This window comes from Georgenia subflava, assembly GCF_009193155.1.
Classification (GTDB): domain Bacteria; phylum Actinomycetota; class Actinomycetes; order Actinomycetales; family Actinomycetaceae; genus Georgenia; species Georgenia subflava.
This window is the reverse complement of sequence record NZ_VUKD01000004.1, coordinates 46244-61731: the sequence shown is the minus strand read 5'-3', so window position 1 is coordinate 61731 and position 15488 is coordinate 46244. Positions and strand designations below refer to the sequence as shown.

The 15488-nt window shown below is 74.8% G+C and carries 15 protein-coding genes; 8 read left to right on the top strand and 7 right to left on the bottom strand.

What is annotated here, in order from left to right; translation table 11 throughout:
- Nucleotides 1-46 precede the first annotated feature (46 nt).
- Complete coding sequence (locus GD748_RS13655) at nucleotides 47-1039, bottom strand: thiamine-phosphate kinase (protein WP_152195779.1); 993 nt, start codon at nucleotides 1037-1039, stop codon at nucleotides 47-49.
- A gap of 23 nt (nucleotides 1040-1062) precedes the next feature.
- Between GD748_RS13655 and GD748_RS13650 the strand changes: the two genes are divergently transcribed.
- Both GD748_RS13650 and GD748_RS13645 read left to right on the top strand, forming a co-directional pair.
- Complete coding sequence (locus tag GD748_RS13650) at nucleotides 1063-1659, top strand: DUF3515 family protein (protein WP_226921377.1); 597 nt, start codon at nucleotides 1063-1065, stop codon at nucleotides 1657-1659.
- 149 nt (nucleotides 1660-1808) lie between these two features.
- Nucleotides 1809-3215 carry an alkaline phosphatase gene (locus GD748_RS13645; protein WP_226921375.1) on the top strand — a complete coding sequence of 469 codons (1407 nt, stop codon included), beginning with the start codon at nucleotides 1809-1811 and terminating at the stop codon, nucleotides 3213-3215.
- Between the two features lie 98 nt (nucleotides 3216-3313).
- Here GD748_RS13645 and GD748_RS13640 read toward each other — a convergent pair whose 3' ends face one another.
- Nucleotides 3314-4474 carry a D-alanine--D-alanine ligase family protein gene (locus GD748_RS13640; protein WP_152195778.1) on the bottom strand — a complete coding sequence of 387 codons (1161 nt, stop codon included), beginning with the start codon at nucleotides 4472-4474 and terminating at the stop codon, nucleotides 3314-3316.
- A gap of 113 nt (nucleotides 4475-4587) precedes the next feature.
- On the opposite strand from GD748_RS13640, the gene GD748_RS13635 reads away from it, so the two are divergent.
- The 6 genes from GD748_RS13635 (at nucleotide 4588) to GD748_RS13610 (ending at nucleotide 10937) form a co-directional block, all read left to right on the top strand.
- Nucleotides 4588-5295, top strand: coding sequence for a TetR/AcrR family transcriptional regulator (locus tag GD748_RS13635; protein ID WP_152195777.1), 708 nt, complete (start codon nucleotides 4588-4590; stop codon nucleotides 5293-5295).
- Nucleotides 5296-5319: 24 nt separating this feature from the next.
- Complete coding sequence (locus tag GD748_RS13630; RefSeq protein ID WP_152195776.1) at nucleotides 5320-6237, top strand: ABC transporter ATP-binding protein; 918 nt, start codon at nucleotides 5320-5322, stop codon at nucleotides 6235-6237.
- The gene (locus GD748_RS13625; protein ID WP_226921373.1) at nucleotides 6234-7895 is read left to right on the top strand and encodes an ABC transporter permease; all 1662 of its coding nucleotides are present in this window, start codon (nucleotides 6234-6236) and stop codon (nucleotides 7893-7895) included. The genes GD748_RS13630 and GD748_RS13625 overlap by 4 nt, the downstream gene beginning before the upstream one ends.
- A 166-nt stretch (nucleotides 7896-8061) precedes the next feature.
- Nucleotides 8062-9234, top strand: a complete 1173-nt coding sequence (locus tag GD748_RS13620) for a trans-sulfuration enzyme family protein (RefSeq protein ID WP_152195775.1) — start codon at nucleotides 8062-8064, stop codon at nucleotides 9232-9234.
- Between the two features lie 189 nt (nucleotides 9235-9423).
- The gene (locus tag GD748_RS13615; protein WP_152195774.1) at nucleotides 9424-10167 is read left to right on the top strand and encodes a hypothetical protein; all 744 of its coding nucleotides are present in this window, start codon (nucleotides 9424-9426) and stop codon (nucleotides 10165-10167) included.
- A 101-nt stretch (nucleotides 10168-10268) separates the two neighbouring features.
- The gene (locus GD748_RS13610; RefSeq protein WP_152195773.1) at nucleotides 10269-10937 is read left to right on the top strand and encodes an AMIN-like domain-containing (lipo)protein; all 669 of its coding nucleotides are present in this window, start codon (nucleotides 10269-10271) and stop codon (nucleotides 10935-10937) included.
- Between the two features lie 170 nt (nucleotides 10938-11107).
- Here the strand turns inward: GD748_RS13610 and GD748_RS13605 are convergent, their stop codons facing one another.
- From GD748_RS13605 to GD748_RS13585, 5 genes are all read right to left on the bottom strand, one after another.
- The gene (locus GD748_RS13605; protein WP_152195772.1) at nucleotides 11108-11317 is read right to left on the bottom strand and encodes a dodecin; all 210 of its coding nucleotides are present in this window, start codon (nucleotides 11315-11317) and stop codon (nucleotides 11108-11110) included.
- A 202-nt stretch (nucleotides 11318-11519) separates the two neighbouring features.
- Nucleotides 11520-12545 carry an NAD(P)H-dependent glycerol-3-phosphate dehydrogenase gene (locus GD748_RS13600; RefSeq protein WP_264372483.1) on the bottom strand — a complete coding sequence of 342 codons (1026 nt, stop codon included), beginning with the start codon at nucleotides 12543-12545 and terminating at the stop codon, nucleotides 11520-11522.
- On the bottom strand, nucleotides 12542-13429 hold the full coding sequence (locus tag GD748_RS13595) for a lysophospholipid acyltransferase family protein (RefSeq protein WP_226921371.1): 888 nt from the start codon (nucleotides 13427-13429) through the stop codon (nucleotides 12542-12544). The genes GD748_RS13600 and GD748_RS13595 overlap by 4 nt, the downstream gene beginning before the upstream one ends.
- A gap of 178 nt (nucleotides 13430-13607) precedes the next feature.
- The gene (locus tag GD748_RS13590; protein WP_152195771.1) at nucleotides 13608-14213 is read right to left on the bottom strand and encodes a response regulator transcription factor; all 606 of its coding nucleotides are present in this window, start codon (nucleotides 14211-14213) and stop codon (nucleotides 13608-13610) included.
- The gene (locus GD748_RS13585) at nucleotides 14210-15472 is read right to left on the bottom strand and encodes a sensor histidine kinase (protein WP_226921369.1); all 1263 of its coding nucleotides are present in this window, start codon (nucleotides 15470-15472) and stop codon (nucleotides 14210-14212) included. The genes GD748_RS13590 and GD748_RS13585 overlap by 4 nt, the downstream gene beginning before the upstream one ends.
- Nucleotides 15473-15488 lie beyond the last annotated feature (16 nt).

Below are 15488 nucleotides of genomic sequence, written 5' to 3'. Positions count from 1 at the left end.
CGCCACCCCACCGGGGAGGCGGCCTTTCGCATGTCCGGCCTGGAGCTCAGCTGCGGAAGTGGTCCCAACCGGAACGGGCGACGGCGGGCGGCCCGCCGTCGAGCAGGACCGTCCCGGCGGGGTGCTCGTCCGCCGCACGGACGTCGCCGAGCCGGCGGAAGCCCTCGGGCAGCTCGACGTCGGCCGGGAAGGTCGCGAGCATGCCGTGGTCCTCGCCGCCGGACAGCACCCACTGCGCGGGGTCGGTCTCCAGGCGGGCTCCGACGTCGGCGAGCGCGTCCAGCACGTCGGGCACCGTGCGCGCGAGCGGGTCCAGGTCGAGGACGACGCCGGAGCTGCGGGCCAGGCGTCCCCCGTCGCGCAGCAGGCCGTCGGAGACGTCCATCATCGCCGTCGCGCCGCCGTCGGCGGCCGCGGGACCCGCGGCGAGGGGTGGCCGCGGACGCAGGAAGTCGGCGACGAGCCCGTCGTCGCTGCCGCCGCGCCGCCCGCCGGTCAGGAGCGCATGGCCCGCGGCCGCCCGCCCGAGCGAACCGGCATGGGCGAGCACGTCCCCGGGCCGGGCGCCCGAGCGGAGCACCGGATCACGGCCGGCCAGGTCGCCGTGGACGGTGACCGCGACGACGAGCTGCTCCCCGGCCGAGAGGTCGCCGCCGTCGACGCCGACGCCGTGCGGTTCGCAGGCCTCGGCCAGCCCGCGGCAGAAGTCGTGCACCCACGCCACGAGCGTGTCCGGCGGGAGGACCATCGAGATGACAACGGTGGTGGGCTCGGCCCCCATGCCCGCGATGTCGGCGAGGTTCTGCATCGCGGCGCGCCACCCCACGTCGGCGCCGGTGCCCCAGTCCAGCCGGAAGTGGTGGTCCTGGACGAGGACGTCGGTGGAGACGCAGAACCGGCCGTCGGGAGCCGCGACGACGGCGGCGTCGTCCCCGGTGGGAACCAGCGTGTGCCGCCCGCGCGGAAGCAGCGGCACGAAGGAGGCGATGAGCTCGTCCTCGCCCAGGTCGGCGACGCGCTGCTCGGCGGAGGGGGTCACGCCCGTCACCGTACAGTGGCAGCGTGCCCGCACGACCCTCCACCCGGCCGGACCCCGATCGTCCCACCGCCATCCGGCTGCGAGCGGACCTGCCCATCCGCGGGCGACGTGCGCGACGGCGGACCGTGACGGCCGCCGTCGCCACCGGCATCGTGCTCGCCGGGTGCTCCTCCCCCGCGGACCTGCCGCCCGGCGAGCTCGCCGCCGATCCCACCTGTGCGCGGATCATCATGGCCACCCCGGACTCCCTCGGCGGGCTGGAGCGGCGCTCGACCACCGCCCAGGCCACCACCGCCTGGGGCGACCCGGCGGTGACGGTGCGCTGCGGCGTCACCCCGCCCGGCCCGACCACGGACCGGTGCCTGAACGTCGAGAACGCCGACGGCACCTTCGTGGACTGGATCGCGCTCGAGGGCGACGACCCGGACCTGCCGGAGCACGCCCGGCAGGGGCAGGGGTCGTGGAGCTTCGTGACCTACGGCCGCGAGCCGGCGGTCGAGGTGGTCGTGCCGGTCGAGCAGGTGTCGGGCCAGCCGACGGCCTTCCTCGTGGACCTCGCCGAGGCGGTCGAGCTCAGCACGGCGGAGCGGTTCTGCGTGGGTGCGACCGACATCTCCTGACGACGCACGGGCGCACCGGCGGGCACCGGTTGCCGGCGTCGTCCTGCGACGTACCGTCGGACGGTCAGGCCGGCCGCGGGCGTGACGGCCCTGGCGAGGGCCAGCAGGCCGCGGCGGACTCCGCGTCCACGACACAGGGAGAGCGGGCGATGATGCGCTCGACACGCACCGCGGCGCTGCGGTCGCTCGGATCGGGCCTCGCCGTCGTGCTCCTCGCTGCCGGTGCCGCAGGGGCGGACCGGGACGACGGTCGGCCCGCCCGGAACGTCGTCTTCGTCGTCGGTGACGGCATGGGAGCCGCGCACCGCGAGCTCATCCGGCTGGCGACCGTCGGCCCCGGCGGCGTGCTAGAGATGGACCGGCTGCGGTACCGCGGCTGGGCACGCACCGATCCCGTCGACCCCGACGACGTGGCGACCGACTCGGCTGCCACAGCCACGGCGTTCTCGACCGGCGTGCGCACCGACAACGGGGCGATCGCCGTCGACGTCGAGGGCAACCCGGTGCGCACCCTGCTCGAGCTCGCCGCGGACCTGGGCAAGGCGACCGGTCTCGTGACGACGTCGCAGGTCACCGACGCCACACCGGCCTCGTTCGCCTCGCACACGCCCGACCGCGGCGACCACAGCGAGATCGCCCGGCAGTACCTCGAGGAGAGCGAGGTCGACGTCGTCCTCGGCGGCGGCGAGGACTGGTGGTACCCGGCGGGCGACGCGGGCCGGTGGCGGGACAACCCACCGGCCGACCCGGCGGAGGAGAGCAGGGGGACGGCCGGTGACCTCGTCGCCCGGGCACAGGTCCTCGGCTACGCCTACGTCAGCGACGGCGACGAGCTCGCCGCCGCTGCCGAGGACAAGCTGCTCGGCCTGTTCGCGAACGAGGAGATGTTCGAGCACGCCGGCGAGGGTGACGGCGCCGCGTACGACCCCTCCGTCCCGGTGCACGTCATGGCGGCGAAGGCGCTCGACGTCCTCTCCCGGGACCGGGACGGGTTCTTCCTCCTGCTCGAGGAGGAGGGCATCGACGCCATGGCTCACGACGCCGACGCGGCAATGGTGGTCGAGGCGGGACGCGCGTTGGAGGCGGCCGTGGCGGTGGTCCGTGACTTCGCGGCCGACCGTGGCGACACTCTCGTGGTGGTGGTCGGCGACCACGAGACGGGGGGCCTCGTGGTCGACCTGGTCGAGAGCGGGCCGCTCGACCAGGTCGAGAGCGGGCCGGGAGTTCTCGCGCCCACCCTCGTCGACGGGACGGGCAGCGTCGCCGCCGACCTCGTCGACCACGAGACGCGTGCCCACCCGAGCGAGACCGTCGACCCGGCGAACTCCGACGACGGCCCCGACCGGGCGGCGGACGGTGTGATCCCTCTCGTGGGGACGGACCTCACGATCACCGTCGACTGGACGACCGGCTGGCACACCGCGGCGGCCGTCCCGGTGACCGCGGAGGGACCCGGCGCCTCGGCGATGACGCGCGTCACCCACAGCACCGACATCCACGACCTGGTGCTCGATGCGATGACACGGGACGGCGACCGGGACGACCGGGACGACTGACCCCGCAGCCGCGGCATCCGGGGATCAGCGCGTGCCCAAGCGCCCGCGACGGACCGGGTGGACCGTTCGCGCAGCCCGGCGCACCGCCGCAGGAGGCCTCAGCGCAGACCGGCGGGACGCTCGAGCGCGAGCGTGATGAGCTCGTCGAGCAGCTCGGGGTAGGGCAGCCCGGACCTCTCCCACAGCAGCGGGTACATCGAGAACGGGGTGAACCCGGGCATGGTGTTGACCTCGTTCACCACGACCTCGCCACGGTCGGTGTAGAAGAAGTCGACGCGCGCGAGGCCCTCGCAGCCGAGCGCCTCGAAGCACTCCCCGGCCAGGGTGCGCACCCGCTCGGCGACCTCTGCCGGCAGCTCGGCGGGCACGGACATCGTCAGCGGTGCGGTGTCGAGGTACTTCGTCTCGTAGTCGTAGAACCCGGCGGCCGGCGCGTCCAGGACGACCTCGCCCGGCACGGAGGCGCGCGGGGCGTCGTCGCCGCGGCCCTGGAGGACTGCGCACTCGATCTCGCGGCCGGGGATACCGGCCTCGACGACCACCTTGGGGTCGTGCCGCTGGGCCTCCTCGACGGCGGCCTCGACGTCCTCGGCCCGCTCGACCCGCGTGATCCCCAGGGAGGAGCCCGCCCGGGCCGGCTTCACGAACACGGGGAACCCGAGCGAGGCGACGGCGTCGAGCGCCCGGGCCCGGTCGGTGCGCCACAGCCGCGGGGTGATGACCGTGTACGGCCCCACCGGCAGGCCGTGGCCGGCCAGGACCACCTTCATGTAGTGCTTGTCCATGGCGGCCGCGGAGGCGAGCACACCGGACCCGACGTAGCGCACGCCGGCCATCTCCAGCAGGCCCTGCAGGGTGCCGTCCTCGCCGAAGGGGCCGTGCAGCAGCGGCAGGACGACGTCGACGGTGCCGAGCTCGCGCGGCACCTGCCCTGGGGCGGCCACCACGAGCGGCCCCGGGGCGGCGCCGAGCGGGACGAGGACCTGGGCGTCGGCGGCGGTGATCTCGGCGCGGCCGCCCTCGAGCAGGGTCGGGTCGTCGGGCACCAGGACCCACTCCCCCGCCCGCGTGATCCCCACCGGCAGCACGTCGTACCGCTCGCGGTCGATGGCGCGCAGCACGCCCGCGGCGGTGGCGCAGCTGACGGGGTGCTCGCCGCTGCGCCCGCCGAAGACGACGGCGACACGCACCTTCGCGTCGGACGCGCCGCCGGACGGCTCGGGGACGAGGGCGGGCTCGGATGCGTGGTGGGTGTCCATCGCCAGCGAGGTTACCGTCGCCGACCGACGCCGGCCCGCACGGAGCGCCCGGCGTGGAGGCGGGAGGAGCAAAGCTCTGGACACCCACTGAACACGTGTGTAGCGTACTGAACATGCATTCAACCACCCGCGCGGGCTCGACCGACCTGACAGCCCGGGCGCGGATCCGGGACGCGGCCGTGCGCCGCTTCGCGATGGACGGCATGTCCGCGCCGCTCCGGGCGGTGGCGGCCGACGCCGGGGTCAGCGCGGGCCTGATCCTGCACCACTTCGGCTCCCGCACGGGGCTGCGAGAGGCGTGCGACGAGCACGTGCTCGCGCAGATCCGCCAGGACAAGGCGTCGGTGCTCGGCACGCCGGGCAACACCGGTGCGCTGCTGGCCCAGCTCGCACGGATCGAGGGCTACGCCCCGTTCGTCGGGTACGTGCTCCGCTGCCTCCAGGCCGGTGGCGCGGTCTCCGCACAGTTCATCGACCACATCGTCGCGGACGCCGTCGGCTACCTGCACGACGCCGAGGAGGCGGGCACCGTCCGGCCCAGCCGATACCCCGAGGCCCGCGCCCGGGTGCTGGCCGAGCAGTCGCTCGGCGCCTTGCTGCTCCAGCTCCCGGCCCAGCAGGACCACCTGGACCTCGACGAGCTCCCGGTGTGGCTCGCCGCCTACTCCGAACGCATCATCCCCCCGCTCCTGGAGATGTACACCGAGCCGCTCCTGACCGACTCGACGCTGCTCGACAGCTACCTCGCCGCCCGCCCGGCCGGTGCGCCGGCCGGCGCCTCCGGCCCGGCCGCGGCCACCGACGGCTCGCGGGCAGACTGACCACCACCCACGATCGGAAACCCCATGGCAGACATCGCCATCGAGACCCACGACCTGACCAAGACCTTCGGCACCACCCGCGCCCTGGACGGCTTCTCCCTGACGGTCCGGGCGGGCGAGGTGGCCGGCTTCCTCGGCCCCAACGGGGCCGGGAAGTCCACCACGATCCGCGTGCTGCTGGGGATGCTCCGCGCCGACTCCGGCTCGGCCCGGGTCCTCGGCATGGACCCGTGGCAGGACGCCGTCGCCGTCCACCGGCGCATCGCCTACGTCGCCGGCGACACCAGCCTGTGGCCGAACCTCAGCGGCGGCGAGGCGATCGACGTGCTGACCCGCCTGCACGGCGGCGAGCCGCACCGTCGACGCCGTCAGGAGCTGCTCGAGCGCTTCGAGCTCGACCCCACCAAGAAGGCGCGCACCTACTCCAAGGGCAACCGGCAGAAGGTGGCGCTCGTGGCGGCGCTGGCCGCCGACGCCGAGCTCTACCTCCTCGACGAACCCACGTCCGGCCTCGACCCGCTCATGGAGGCCGTCTTCACCGACGAGGTCCGCAGGCTGCGCGACGCCGGCCGCACCGTGCTGCTCTCCAGCCACATCCTCGCCGAGGTGGAGAAGCTCTGCGACACGGTCACCATCATCCGGGGCGGACGGGACGTGGAGTCCGGCACCCTCGCCGAGCTGCGCCACCTGACGCGCTCCACCGTGACCGTGACGACGGTCGCCGACCCGGCCGCGCTGGCCGCCGCCACGGGCGTGCACGACCTCGCCGCCGACGGCCCGCGGCTGCAGTTCGACGTGGACAACTCCCACGTCAACGACGTGCTGCGCCTGCTCACCGACGCCGGTGTCGAGAACCTCACCATCACCCCGCCGTCGCTGGAGGAGCTCTTCATGCGCCACTACGGCGACGAGATCGCCGCCGAGGAGGTACCGGCCCGATGACCGCTCCCACCAGCGACCGCGTCGCGACCGTCCTCCCTGGCCCGAGCGTCGACACCCGTCCGGAGCCCTGGACCGGCACCGCCGGTCTGCTGCGGCTGTTCCTGCGGGTCGACCGCGTGCGGATCATCGTGTGGACGCTGGCGTTCGCCGTCCTCGTCGCGGGCTCCGTCGCCTCGCTCGAGGTCACCTACCCCACCCCGGAGTCGCTGCAGGCCCGCGCCGCCCTGCTGTCCAACCCGTCCGCCGTCATGATGACCGGACCGTTGTTCGCCGCCGACAACTACACGTTCGGGGCCATGCTCGCCAACGAGCTCGCCCTCTACATCTACCTGGCCGCGGCGATCATGAGCGTGCTGCTCGTGGTGCGGCACACCCGCGCAGAGGAGGAGTCCGGCCGCCTGGAGCTGCTGCGGGCCCTGCCGGTGGGCCGGTTCGCCCCGGCGACGGCGGCCCTGGTCACCGTGGCCCTGGCCAACCTCGCCGTGGCCGTCGCCGTCGTCGCGGCGCTCACCGGCACCGGGATGGCGGTCGTGGACTCCGCTGCCATGGGGCTCGCGACGGCGCTGACCGGCCTGGTCTTCGGCGCGGTCGCGGCGGTGACGGCGCAGCTGACCGAGCACGCCCGCACTGCCTCCGGCCTCGCCATGGGCGTCCTCGCGGTGGCCTTCATCGTCCGCGGGGTGGGCGACGTCATCGACAACCAGGGCTCCTGGCTCTCCTGGTTCTCGCCGCTCGCGTGGGCGCAGCAGACGCGGGTCTTCGTCGACCTGCGGTGGTGGCCGCTCGCGCTCTCCGCCGTCGCCACCCTGCTGCTGCTCGTCCTCGCCGTCGTCCTCGCCCAGCGGCGCGACCTCGGGGCCGGGCTGCGCCCCGCCCGGCCGGGACCGGCGTCGGCGTCGTCGTCCCTGCTCTCGCCGGCCGGCCTCGCGCGGCGGCTCGTCTCCGGGACGTTCCTCGGCTGGGCGATCGGGCTGTTCCTCTTCGCGATCGCCTTCGGAGCGCTGGCGAACTCGCTCGAGGGCATGATCGAGGAGATACCCGACCTCGGCGAGTGGTTCGGGGTGGCGGATCTGGACGACCTCACGACGTCGTTCGCGAGCGCCATGCTCTCCTTCCTCGTGATCGGTCCGGTCGCCCTCGTGGTCTCCGGGGTGCTGCGGCTGCGCACCGAGGAGGAGGCGGGCCGGGTGGAGGCGGTCCTGGTCACCGGCAGCTCGCGGCCCCGGCTGCTCGCCGGCTGGCTCGCCGTCGTCGCGGTGGAGACGGTGCTCGTGCTCCTCACGCTCGGCCTCGGCGTGGGGATCGGCGTCGCCGCCGTCACCGGCGACGGGTCGTGGGTGGGCAGACTGGCGGCGGCGTCCCTGGCCTACGTGCCCGCGGTCCTGCTCGTCGGAGCGGTCGCCGTCGCGCTGTACGGGCTGGTCCCGCGGGCGGCTGCGCTCGCGTGGGTGCTCGTCGTGTGGGTCGCGATCGTCGGCTTCCTCGGCTCCCTGCTGGACCTGCCGGGCTGGGCGGCGGACCTCTCGCCGCTCTCGCACACCCCGCTCGTGCCGGCCGGGGAGCTCGAGGCCGCGCCGCTCCTCATCATGCTGGCCGTCGCCGCGGCACTCGCCACGGCCGGGTTCCTCGGGCTGCGCCGTCGGGACGTCGTCAGCTGACCAGCCCGCGAGGTCGTCCCCCGCTGACCACCCCGCGACGTCTTCCCCCGGCCGACCAGCCCTACGAGGTCGTCCCCGCGTGACCGGCCCCGAGGTCGTCCCCGGCCGACCAGCCCGCGATGGACGGTCGCGACGTCGCCGCGACGACGCGGCCTAGCCTGGGCAGGTGACCACCGAGAGCACGCACCCCGACCTCGCCGGCCTCGCACCGGCCACGACCGCCGTCGCGGCCGGACGCCCGCCGCGCGGGCAGGGCGAGCCGGTGAACCCGCCGGTGGTGCTCTCGAGCACGTACGTCTCCACCGGCACGCCGGGGGCGGAGATGATGTACACCCGGTACAACACCGACACCTGGCTGCCGCTCGAGGAGGCCATCGGTGCGCTTGAGGGCTCGACGCTGCCCGCACTGGTCTACGCCTCCGGCATGGCGGCGATCGACGCCGTGCTCCGGCTGGCCGCCCCGGGCACCGCGATCGTCGCCCCGCGGCACGCGTACCTGGCGACCCTGAACGCGGCGTCCGAGCAGGTCGCCCGCGAGGGCGGGGCGCTGCGCGAGGTGGACATCGCCGACACCGACGCCGTCGTCGCCGCGCTGGCCCCGGCGGGCGAGGTGCCGGCGAGCGTGCTGTGGATCGAGTCGCCCACCAACCCCATGCTCGAGGTCGCCGACATCCCCGCGCTGACCGCCGCGGCCCGGGCCGCCGGCGTCCTGACCGTCGTCGACAACACCTTCGCCACCCCGCTGGGGCAGCGGCCGCTGGCCCAGGGCGCCGACGTCGTCGTGCACTCGGTGACGAAGTACCTCGCCGGGCACTCCGACGTCCTCCTCGGGGCGGCCGTCTCCGACGACCCCGACCTGCGCGGGCGCCTGCACGCCCGGCGCACGACGGGCGGCGCCATCGCCGGGCCGTGGGAGGCCTGGCTCGCGCTGCGCGGGCTGCGCACGCTCGCGCTGCGGGTCGAGCGTTCGCAGGCCACCGCCCTGGAGCTGGCGCAGCGGCTGGCCGAGCACCCGCTCGTGGCCGAGGTCCGCCACCCCGGACTGCCCACCCACCCGCAGCACGAGCGGGCCGCCGCCCTCATGAACGGCTTCGGCTCGATCCTGACGGTGCGGCCGGCCGGTGGTGCGGCAGTGGCCGAGGCGCTGACCCGCGCGGTCCGGCTGTGGGTGCCGGCCACGAGTCTCGGCGGGGTCGAGTCGAGCCTGGAGCGCCGTCGCCGGCTCGCGGGCGAGGCGGCCACCGTGCCCGAGGACCTGCTGCGCCTGAGCGTGGGCATCGAGGACGTCGAGGACCTCTGGGCGGACCTGGACCGGGCGCTGCAGGCTGCGGCCGGCTGACGGCTGCGACCGCACCCACGCGAGGCTCGCCGCCTGGGGGCAGCCCGTCGAGGTCCCAACCGGCCCGACCGGCCCGACCGGCCCGGCACCGTGAGCGTGAGCCCAAAAGGGGTGGGCAGGGCCGGGTGACGACCGGCACACTCGGATTACGGGACGGCGACGTCCGTCGGCCCGTACCGAGGGGGAACCGTGCAACGAACCGGCACAGCCATGGCCGCCGCGGCGGCCGCAGCGCTCCTGCTGACCGCCTGCTCCGCCGTCGGGCCGGAGGAGCCCGACGAGCCGTCGGCACCCACCACCACCGCCGGCCCCACCCAGGACCCGCCGCCCACGAGCGCCGCGCCCACCGAGGAACCGACCGACGACACCAGCGAGCCACCGTCCGCCGGGTCACCGCTGCCCGCCGACTACCCGTGGGAGCCGCGGGCCGAGCCACCGCCGCAGAACGACGGCGCGGTCGACGGTGAGCCCTGGATCGGCGGGCTGTCGACGCGGGACGTCGACGGGTTCGTCGAGATCGCCCATGACGGCGAGCCCACCTACGCGGTGACGGGCGTCGAGATCTACGAGGAGGGGCCCGACCAGTCGCGCGTCGTCGTGACCTACGAGGGCGGCACAGGCCTGTCCGGGCTGAACCTCTCCGTCGCCGGCGCCACCGACTTCCCGCCCGACGTGGTGCTGCCGGGCGGCGTCGACACGGGCCTGGTGTTCCTCACCGGTGCCCACGAGCCGCTCGGGGGCGGGTTGGAGCCGGGCACGGTCGTCGAGCCGCCCGCCGGCTCTCGCATCGCCGGGGTGAGCATCGGCGCCCCGGAGCCCGAGATGGGCACCGGGCTGTACGTGGGCCTCGAGGAAGGTGCTGTGCTCTGGGCGGTCGTGGACCACCCCGGTGTCCTGGTCCTCGTGGTCACCGACCCCGAGGCGACGGGCTGAGGTCACGGATCGGCATCGACGGCCCGGCGTGCGCGGCCCGTCCGGTTTCGACCGCTAGCGTGAGCAGCGAGGGCGGTACGCCCCAGGACCGAGGAGGAGCCATGAGGAGATCGGTACAGGTCGCCACGGCCGTCGCGGGCCTGGCGTTGCTCGCCGCCTGCGCGAACACGACGGACGACCCGCCCGCCGGACCCACCGAGGGGACGTCCGCACCCGTGACGGAGGCGCCGACGGACGAGCCCACGACGACGTCCCCCACCGATGACGACGACGGCCCCGTCGCGGCCCCGGCCGAGGAGACCAACGAGCCGGCAGAGGACGTCACCTACAGCACCGAGCCGCAGAACGACCCGGACTGGCCGGGCTCGGGCGGAGACCTGCTGCCCACCGGTGTCCGCGTGGGAGCGCACGAGGGCTACGAGCGGGTCGTCTTCGACTTCCAGGGGTCCGAGACCCCCGGCTGGCGCGTGGAGTACGTCGACGCCGCCATCGAGGAGGGACGCGGGCAGGAGGTGGACCTCGACGGCGACGCGATCCTGCAGGTCATCGCCACGGGCGTGCGCTACCCCGAGGAGGCCGAGACGGACCTCCTCGCCCAGGGCTCGTTCGACACCGAGCAGACCGACCTGGTCGACGAGGTCTTCGTGACCGGCATCTTCGAGGGCCAGAACCAGGCCTTCATCGGTCTCGACGAGCAGGTGCCGTTCCGGGTGTTCACGCTCACCGACCCGAGCCGCCTCGTCGTCGACCTCCAGCTGGGCGAGAGCTGACACCGCCGGCTGACCGGGAGCCGGCACCAGCCAGCTGTCGCACCGGTGCCGGCTGACCGAGCCGGCACCCGCCAACTGTCGCACCGGTGCCGGCTGCCCCACCGCTGACGGCGTCCGACGACGGGCGGCGACCTGCCCTGTGGCCGCCTGCCGCCCGCCTTCGGCCGGTATCAGTTCAGCTTGAAGCCCACCTTCAGCGACACCTGGTAGTGCGCGACCTTGCCCTCCTCGAGGTGTCCGCGGACGGAGACGACCTCGAACCAGTCGAGGTTTCGCAGCGTCTTGCTCGCGCGCTCGATCCCGCTGCGGATGGCCGCGTCGACGCCATCGGGCGACGTGCCGACGATCTCGGTGACCTTGTACGTGTCGTGCTCGGACATGATGTGCTCCTGTCGTCGCTCTCTGCACGTCGTCCTCAACGTGCCGGGGTCGCCAGTCTTGCCCGGGTCGGGCCCACGGACAACAGATGGCGCCGAGACGGGCATCCCCGTGGAGTCCGCAGCCGCGTCCGGCGGTCCGCGAGTCCAGCAGCGGACCTCGGCGCCGGGTGCGGACCTGGCACCCACGCGTCCCGGGGCTCGGTCAGCCGCGCTCGTGCTTGAGCGGCCTGGCGAGCAGCATCGCCGTCATCTCGGCGACCGGCCAGCCCTCGTGCAGCACCGCCACGACGGCCTGGGTCATGGGCATGTCGACGCCGTGCGCCCGGGCGAGCTCGAGGACCGAGCGGCACGACTTCACGCCCTCCGCGGTCCCCCCGGTAGCGGTCAGCGCGTCCTCGAGCGACATCCCCGCGCCGACGTGGGCGCCGAGGGTGTGGTTGCGAGAGAGCGGCGAGGCGCACGTGGCCACCAGGTCGCCCATGCCGGCCAGCCCGGCGAACGTCTCCGGCTGGGCGCCGAGCGCCGCTCCGAGACGCGCCGTCTCGGCCAGCCCGCGGGTGATGATCAGCGCCTTGGTGTTGTCCCCGTACCCCCTGCCCTGCGCCATGCCGACGACGAGGGCGATGACGTTCTTCAGCGCCCCGCCGAGCTCGACCCCCACCACGTCGGTGTGCGTGTAGGGCCGGAAGTACGGTGCGGCGCACGACCTGGCCACGAGCTCTGCGACCTCGTGCCGCTCCGCCGCGACGACCGCACCCGCCGGCTGATGGGCGGCGATCTCCTTCGCGAGGTTCGGGCCCGAGACGACGGCGACCCGGTCGGACCCGATCCGCAGCACCTGGGCGAGCACCTCGCTCATCCGCTGGTGGGTCCCGAGCTCGACGCCCTTCATGAGCGAGACGACCACCGTGCGGTCGGGCAGCGTGCCGGCCAGGGGCGCGAGGACCTCGCGCACGGACTGCGAGGGCAGGGCGACGACGAGCACGTCGACGTCCGAGGCGGTCGCGTGGAGGTCGGTGCTCGCCGTGACGGCCGCGGGCAGCTCGACGCCGGGGAGGTTCCGCGAGTTGCGGCCGCCGGAACTGATCTCGGCGACCACCTCGGGGCTGCGGCCCCACAGGCGAACCGAGCAGCCGGCATCGGCCATGACTGCCGCGAAGGTGGTGCCCCACGCGCCGGTGCCGAGCACCGCGGCGCGCAACGGCCGCGCGTCGTCAGAGGTGGTCACCGGCCCGCCCCCGGCCCGCGCCGTGCGCGACCGGCCCGGCCCGCAGCGCCGGCGATCCTGGCCCGGGAGCTCCTCACCACGGCGTGGACACCGGCCAGCCGGCCGCCCCGCGTCGCTCTGCGTGCCCGGCGGGCGGCGCCTCGCTCGGCGCGGGCGGCGTCGTAGGCCGCACGCGGGTCGCCGTCGCGCCGGACGTCGTACGGCCGCGCCGGCGGCTCCTCACCACGGATGTCGGCGAGCTGGTCGGTGATCGCGCGCATGATCCGGGCGGTGGCCTCGGTGAGGACCTCCTGGTCGACGGGACGGTCGTAGAGGTCGTCGAGGTCGACCGGCGGCCCGGCCACCACGGTGACCGGCTTCGGCGGGAAAGGGTGGAAGGCCGCCTGGAAGCGCGGCAGCACGAGGTGGGCGCCCCACTGCGCGACGGGGATCACGGGGACGCGGGTTGCCAGCGCAAGGCGGGCCACGCCGGTCTTCGCGACCATGGGCCACATGCCGGGGTCGCGGGTGTGCGTGCCCTCGGGGAAGATCGCCACGCACTCTCCCGACGCCAGGGCCGTCCTGGCGGCGAGCAGCGAGTCGCCGGCGCGGTCGGTGCCTCGGTAGACGGGGATCTGGTCCGCCGCGCTCAGCAGCCGGCCGAGGACCGGCACCTCGAACAACGAGGACTTGGCGAGGAACTTCGGTGCGGCGCCGTGCTCGTAGAGGAAGTGCGCCAGCGTGAGGGGGTCGAAGTTCGAGACGTGGTTGGCCACCGCCACGAAGCCGCCGGTCGCGGGCAGGTGCTCCGCGCCCCGCCAGCTGCGCCGCGTCGTCAGGCGCATCGTGGGACGGAGCAACCCGGCCAGTACCCGGTAGACGGCGGACTGCTTGCGTTCCTGCACCTTGGCGATGCTAGTGGTCCCCGGACCCAGCGGCGTGCCGCGGCGAGCGGTGCGCGTGCCGGCGCCCGTCCGGCGCACGCCGCCGACGGGACGCACCGGCAGGGCGGCCACGACACGACACCACGGGCGGGACGCCGCCGCAGGACGAACGGGCGGGACGCCGTCGGCCCGCGTGCTGTCAGATCCAGCCGTGCCGCCGGGCGACGTGCACGGCCTCGTGCCGGTTGGCGGCGCCGAGCTTCGCCGCCGCCGCGGAGAGGTAGTTGCGCACGGTGCCGGGGCTGAGGTGGGCGCGGCCGGCGATCTCCTCCACCGAGGCGCCGCCGGCGGCGAGCTCGAGGACGTCGGCCTCGCGTGGTGTCAGCGGCGACTCCCCCGCCCCGATCGCCTCGGCCGCCAGCTCGGGGTCGACATAGCGCCCGCCGGCGTGGACCTGTCGCACGACGTCGGCCAGCACCCGGGCGGAGACGGTCTTGGGCAGGAACCCGGCGACCCCCGCGGCGAGCGCCTTCTTGAGGTAGCCGGGTCGGCCGTGGCTGGTGACGATCACCGAACGACAGCCCGGTACCTCCCCGGAGAGCTGCTGCGCCGCCGCGATGCCGTCCAGCCCCGGCATCTGCAGGTCGAGGACGGCGACGTCAGGGGTGTGCTTGCGCCCGGCCGCGACCGCCTCGGTGCCCGACGCAGCCGTGGCGACCACCTCCAGGTCGTCCTCCAGCGACAGCAGGCCGGCGAGGGCGTCCCGGATGAGGGTCTCGTCGTCGGCCAGGAGGATGCGGATCATGGTGCACCCATCGTGCCAGGGCCGGACCGCGTGCCCGTGTCGGAGCCACGCACAGCACCGGCCAGGGGCACCGTCGCGGTCAGGGTGAAGGTGGCGCCGTCGGGCGTCGCGGTCAGCTCGCCCCCGAGTGCCGCCAGCCGCTCGGCGAGGCCCACGAGCCCCGACCCGACCGATCCGCCCGGCGCTCGCTCCACGCCGTCGTTGGTGATCCGCAGTCGGGCGAGGTCGTCGTCCCCGGCCCCCGGCACGACGTCGAGGTCGATGGTGCAGCTGCTCGCGTGCGAGTGGCGCACCACGTTGGTCACGGCCTCGCGCACCACCCAGCCGAGCGCCTCCTGGACCTGCTCGGGGAGCAGGGTCCCCTCCCCCAGCACCCGGGTGGCGACCCCCGCCGAGCGCAGTACCGACCGGGCGCCGTCGAGCTCGGCACCGAGGTCCGTGGCGCGGTAGCCGGCGACGACGCCGCGCACCTCGCGCAGCGAGTCCTGGGCGAGCTCACGGACCTCGAGCATCTGCTCGACGGCGCCGTCCTGACCGCGGCGGGCGAGCTCGGCCGCCAGCTCGCTCTTCACCGCGATCGCCGAGAAGGTGCGACCGACGACGTCGTGCAGGTCGCGCGAGAACCGCAGCCGCTCCTCGGCGACGGCGAGGCGGGCGTGGACCGTGCGGGTGCGCTCCTGCTCCCACACCACGCCGAGCATCCAGACGGAGACGCGGAAGCTGGCGGCCATCCCGCCGACGATCAGCGCGACGGAGACGAAGGTGGCGACCGTGCTGTTCTGCGCGTCCGCCGGCACCACGGCGCCGACGGCGGTGGCCACGAGCGCGACGGCCGCCGCCCCGGCTGCCATGACGGCGCTGCTCAGGAGCGGGGCGAGCGCGAGCATGGCCACCCCGAGCGGGAGTGCGAGCCCTCCGGTCCGGCCCGCCAGACCCTCGGCGGTGGGCAGGCCGACGAGAGCGATCACCGCGGCCGCGGCCGTGACCGCTGCGAGCACCACGAGCCACTGCGGTGACACCCGTGCACCGCCCAGGAACCGTGTGATCGCCTTCGCGCAGACCACGATGGCGACGACGGCCTGGCCGAGGACGCACAGTCCCCAGGCCGCCGACGCCGTCGGCGCGTCCGCGCCCACCTCGGCGACGACCGCGAGGCCGATGAACGGCGCGCCGGCCAGGAGCAGGTAGAGCGACCACCGGGTGTAGAGGTCGAACCGCTCCGGGTCGGTGCGGCGCCGGTTCGTCGTCGTGGAGGTCACGGTCGTCCATCCTCCC

Excerpts from the sequence above, each read along its gene's own strand:
- GD748_RS13635 (WP_152195777.1), top strand. The coding sequence starts at position 4,588 with ATGCATTCAACCACCCGCGCGGGCTCGACCGACCTGACAGCCCGGGCG.
- GD748_RS13625 (WP_226921373.1), top strand. The coding sequence starts at position 6,234 with ATGACCGCTCCCACCAGCGACCGCGTCGCGACCGTCCTCCCTGGCCCG.
- GD748_RS13590 (WP_152195771.1), bottom strand. The coding sequence starts at position 14,213 with ATGATCCGCATCCTCCTGGCCGACGACGAGACCCTCATCCGGGACGCC.
- GD748_RS13645 (WP_226921375.1), top strand. The coding sequence starts at position 1,809 with ATGATGCGCTCGACACGCACCGCGGCGCTGCGGTCGCTCGGATCGGGC.
- GD748_RS13640 (WP_152195778.1), bottom strand. The coding sequence starts at position 4,474 with ATGGACACCCACCACGCATCCGAGCCCGCCCTCGTCCCCGAGCCGTCC.
- GD748_RS13630 (WP_152195776.1), top strand. The coding sequence starts at position 5,320 with ATGGCAGACATCGCCATCGAGACCCACGACCTGACCAAGACCTTCGGC.
- GD748_RS13605 (WP_152195772.1), bottom strand. The coding sequence starts at position 11,317 with ATGTCCGAGCACGACACGTACAAGGTCACCGAGATCGTCGGCACGTCG.
- GD748_RS13610 (WP_152195773.1), top strand. The coding sequence starts at position 10,269 with ATGAGGAGATCGGTACAGGTCGCCACGGCCGTCGCGGGCCTGGCGTTG.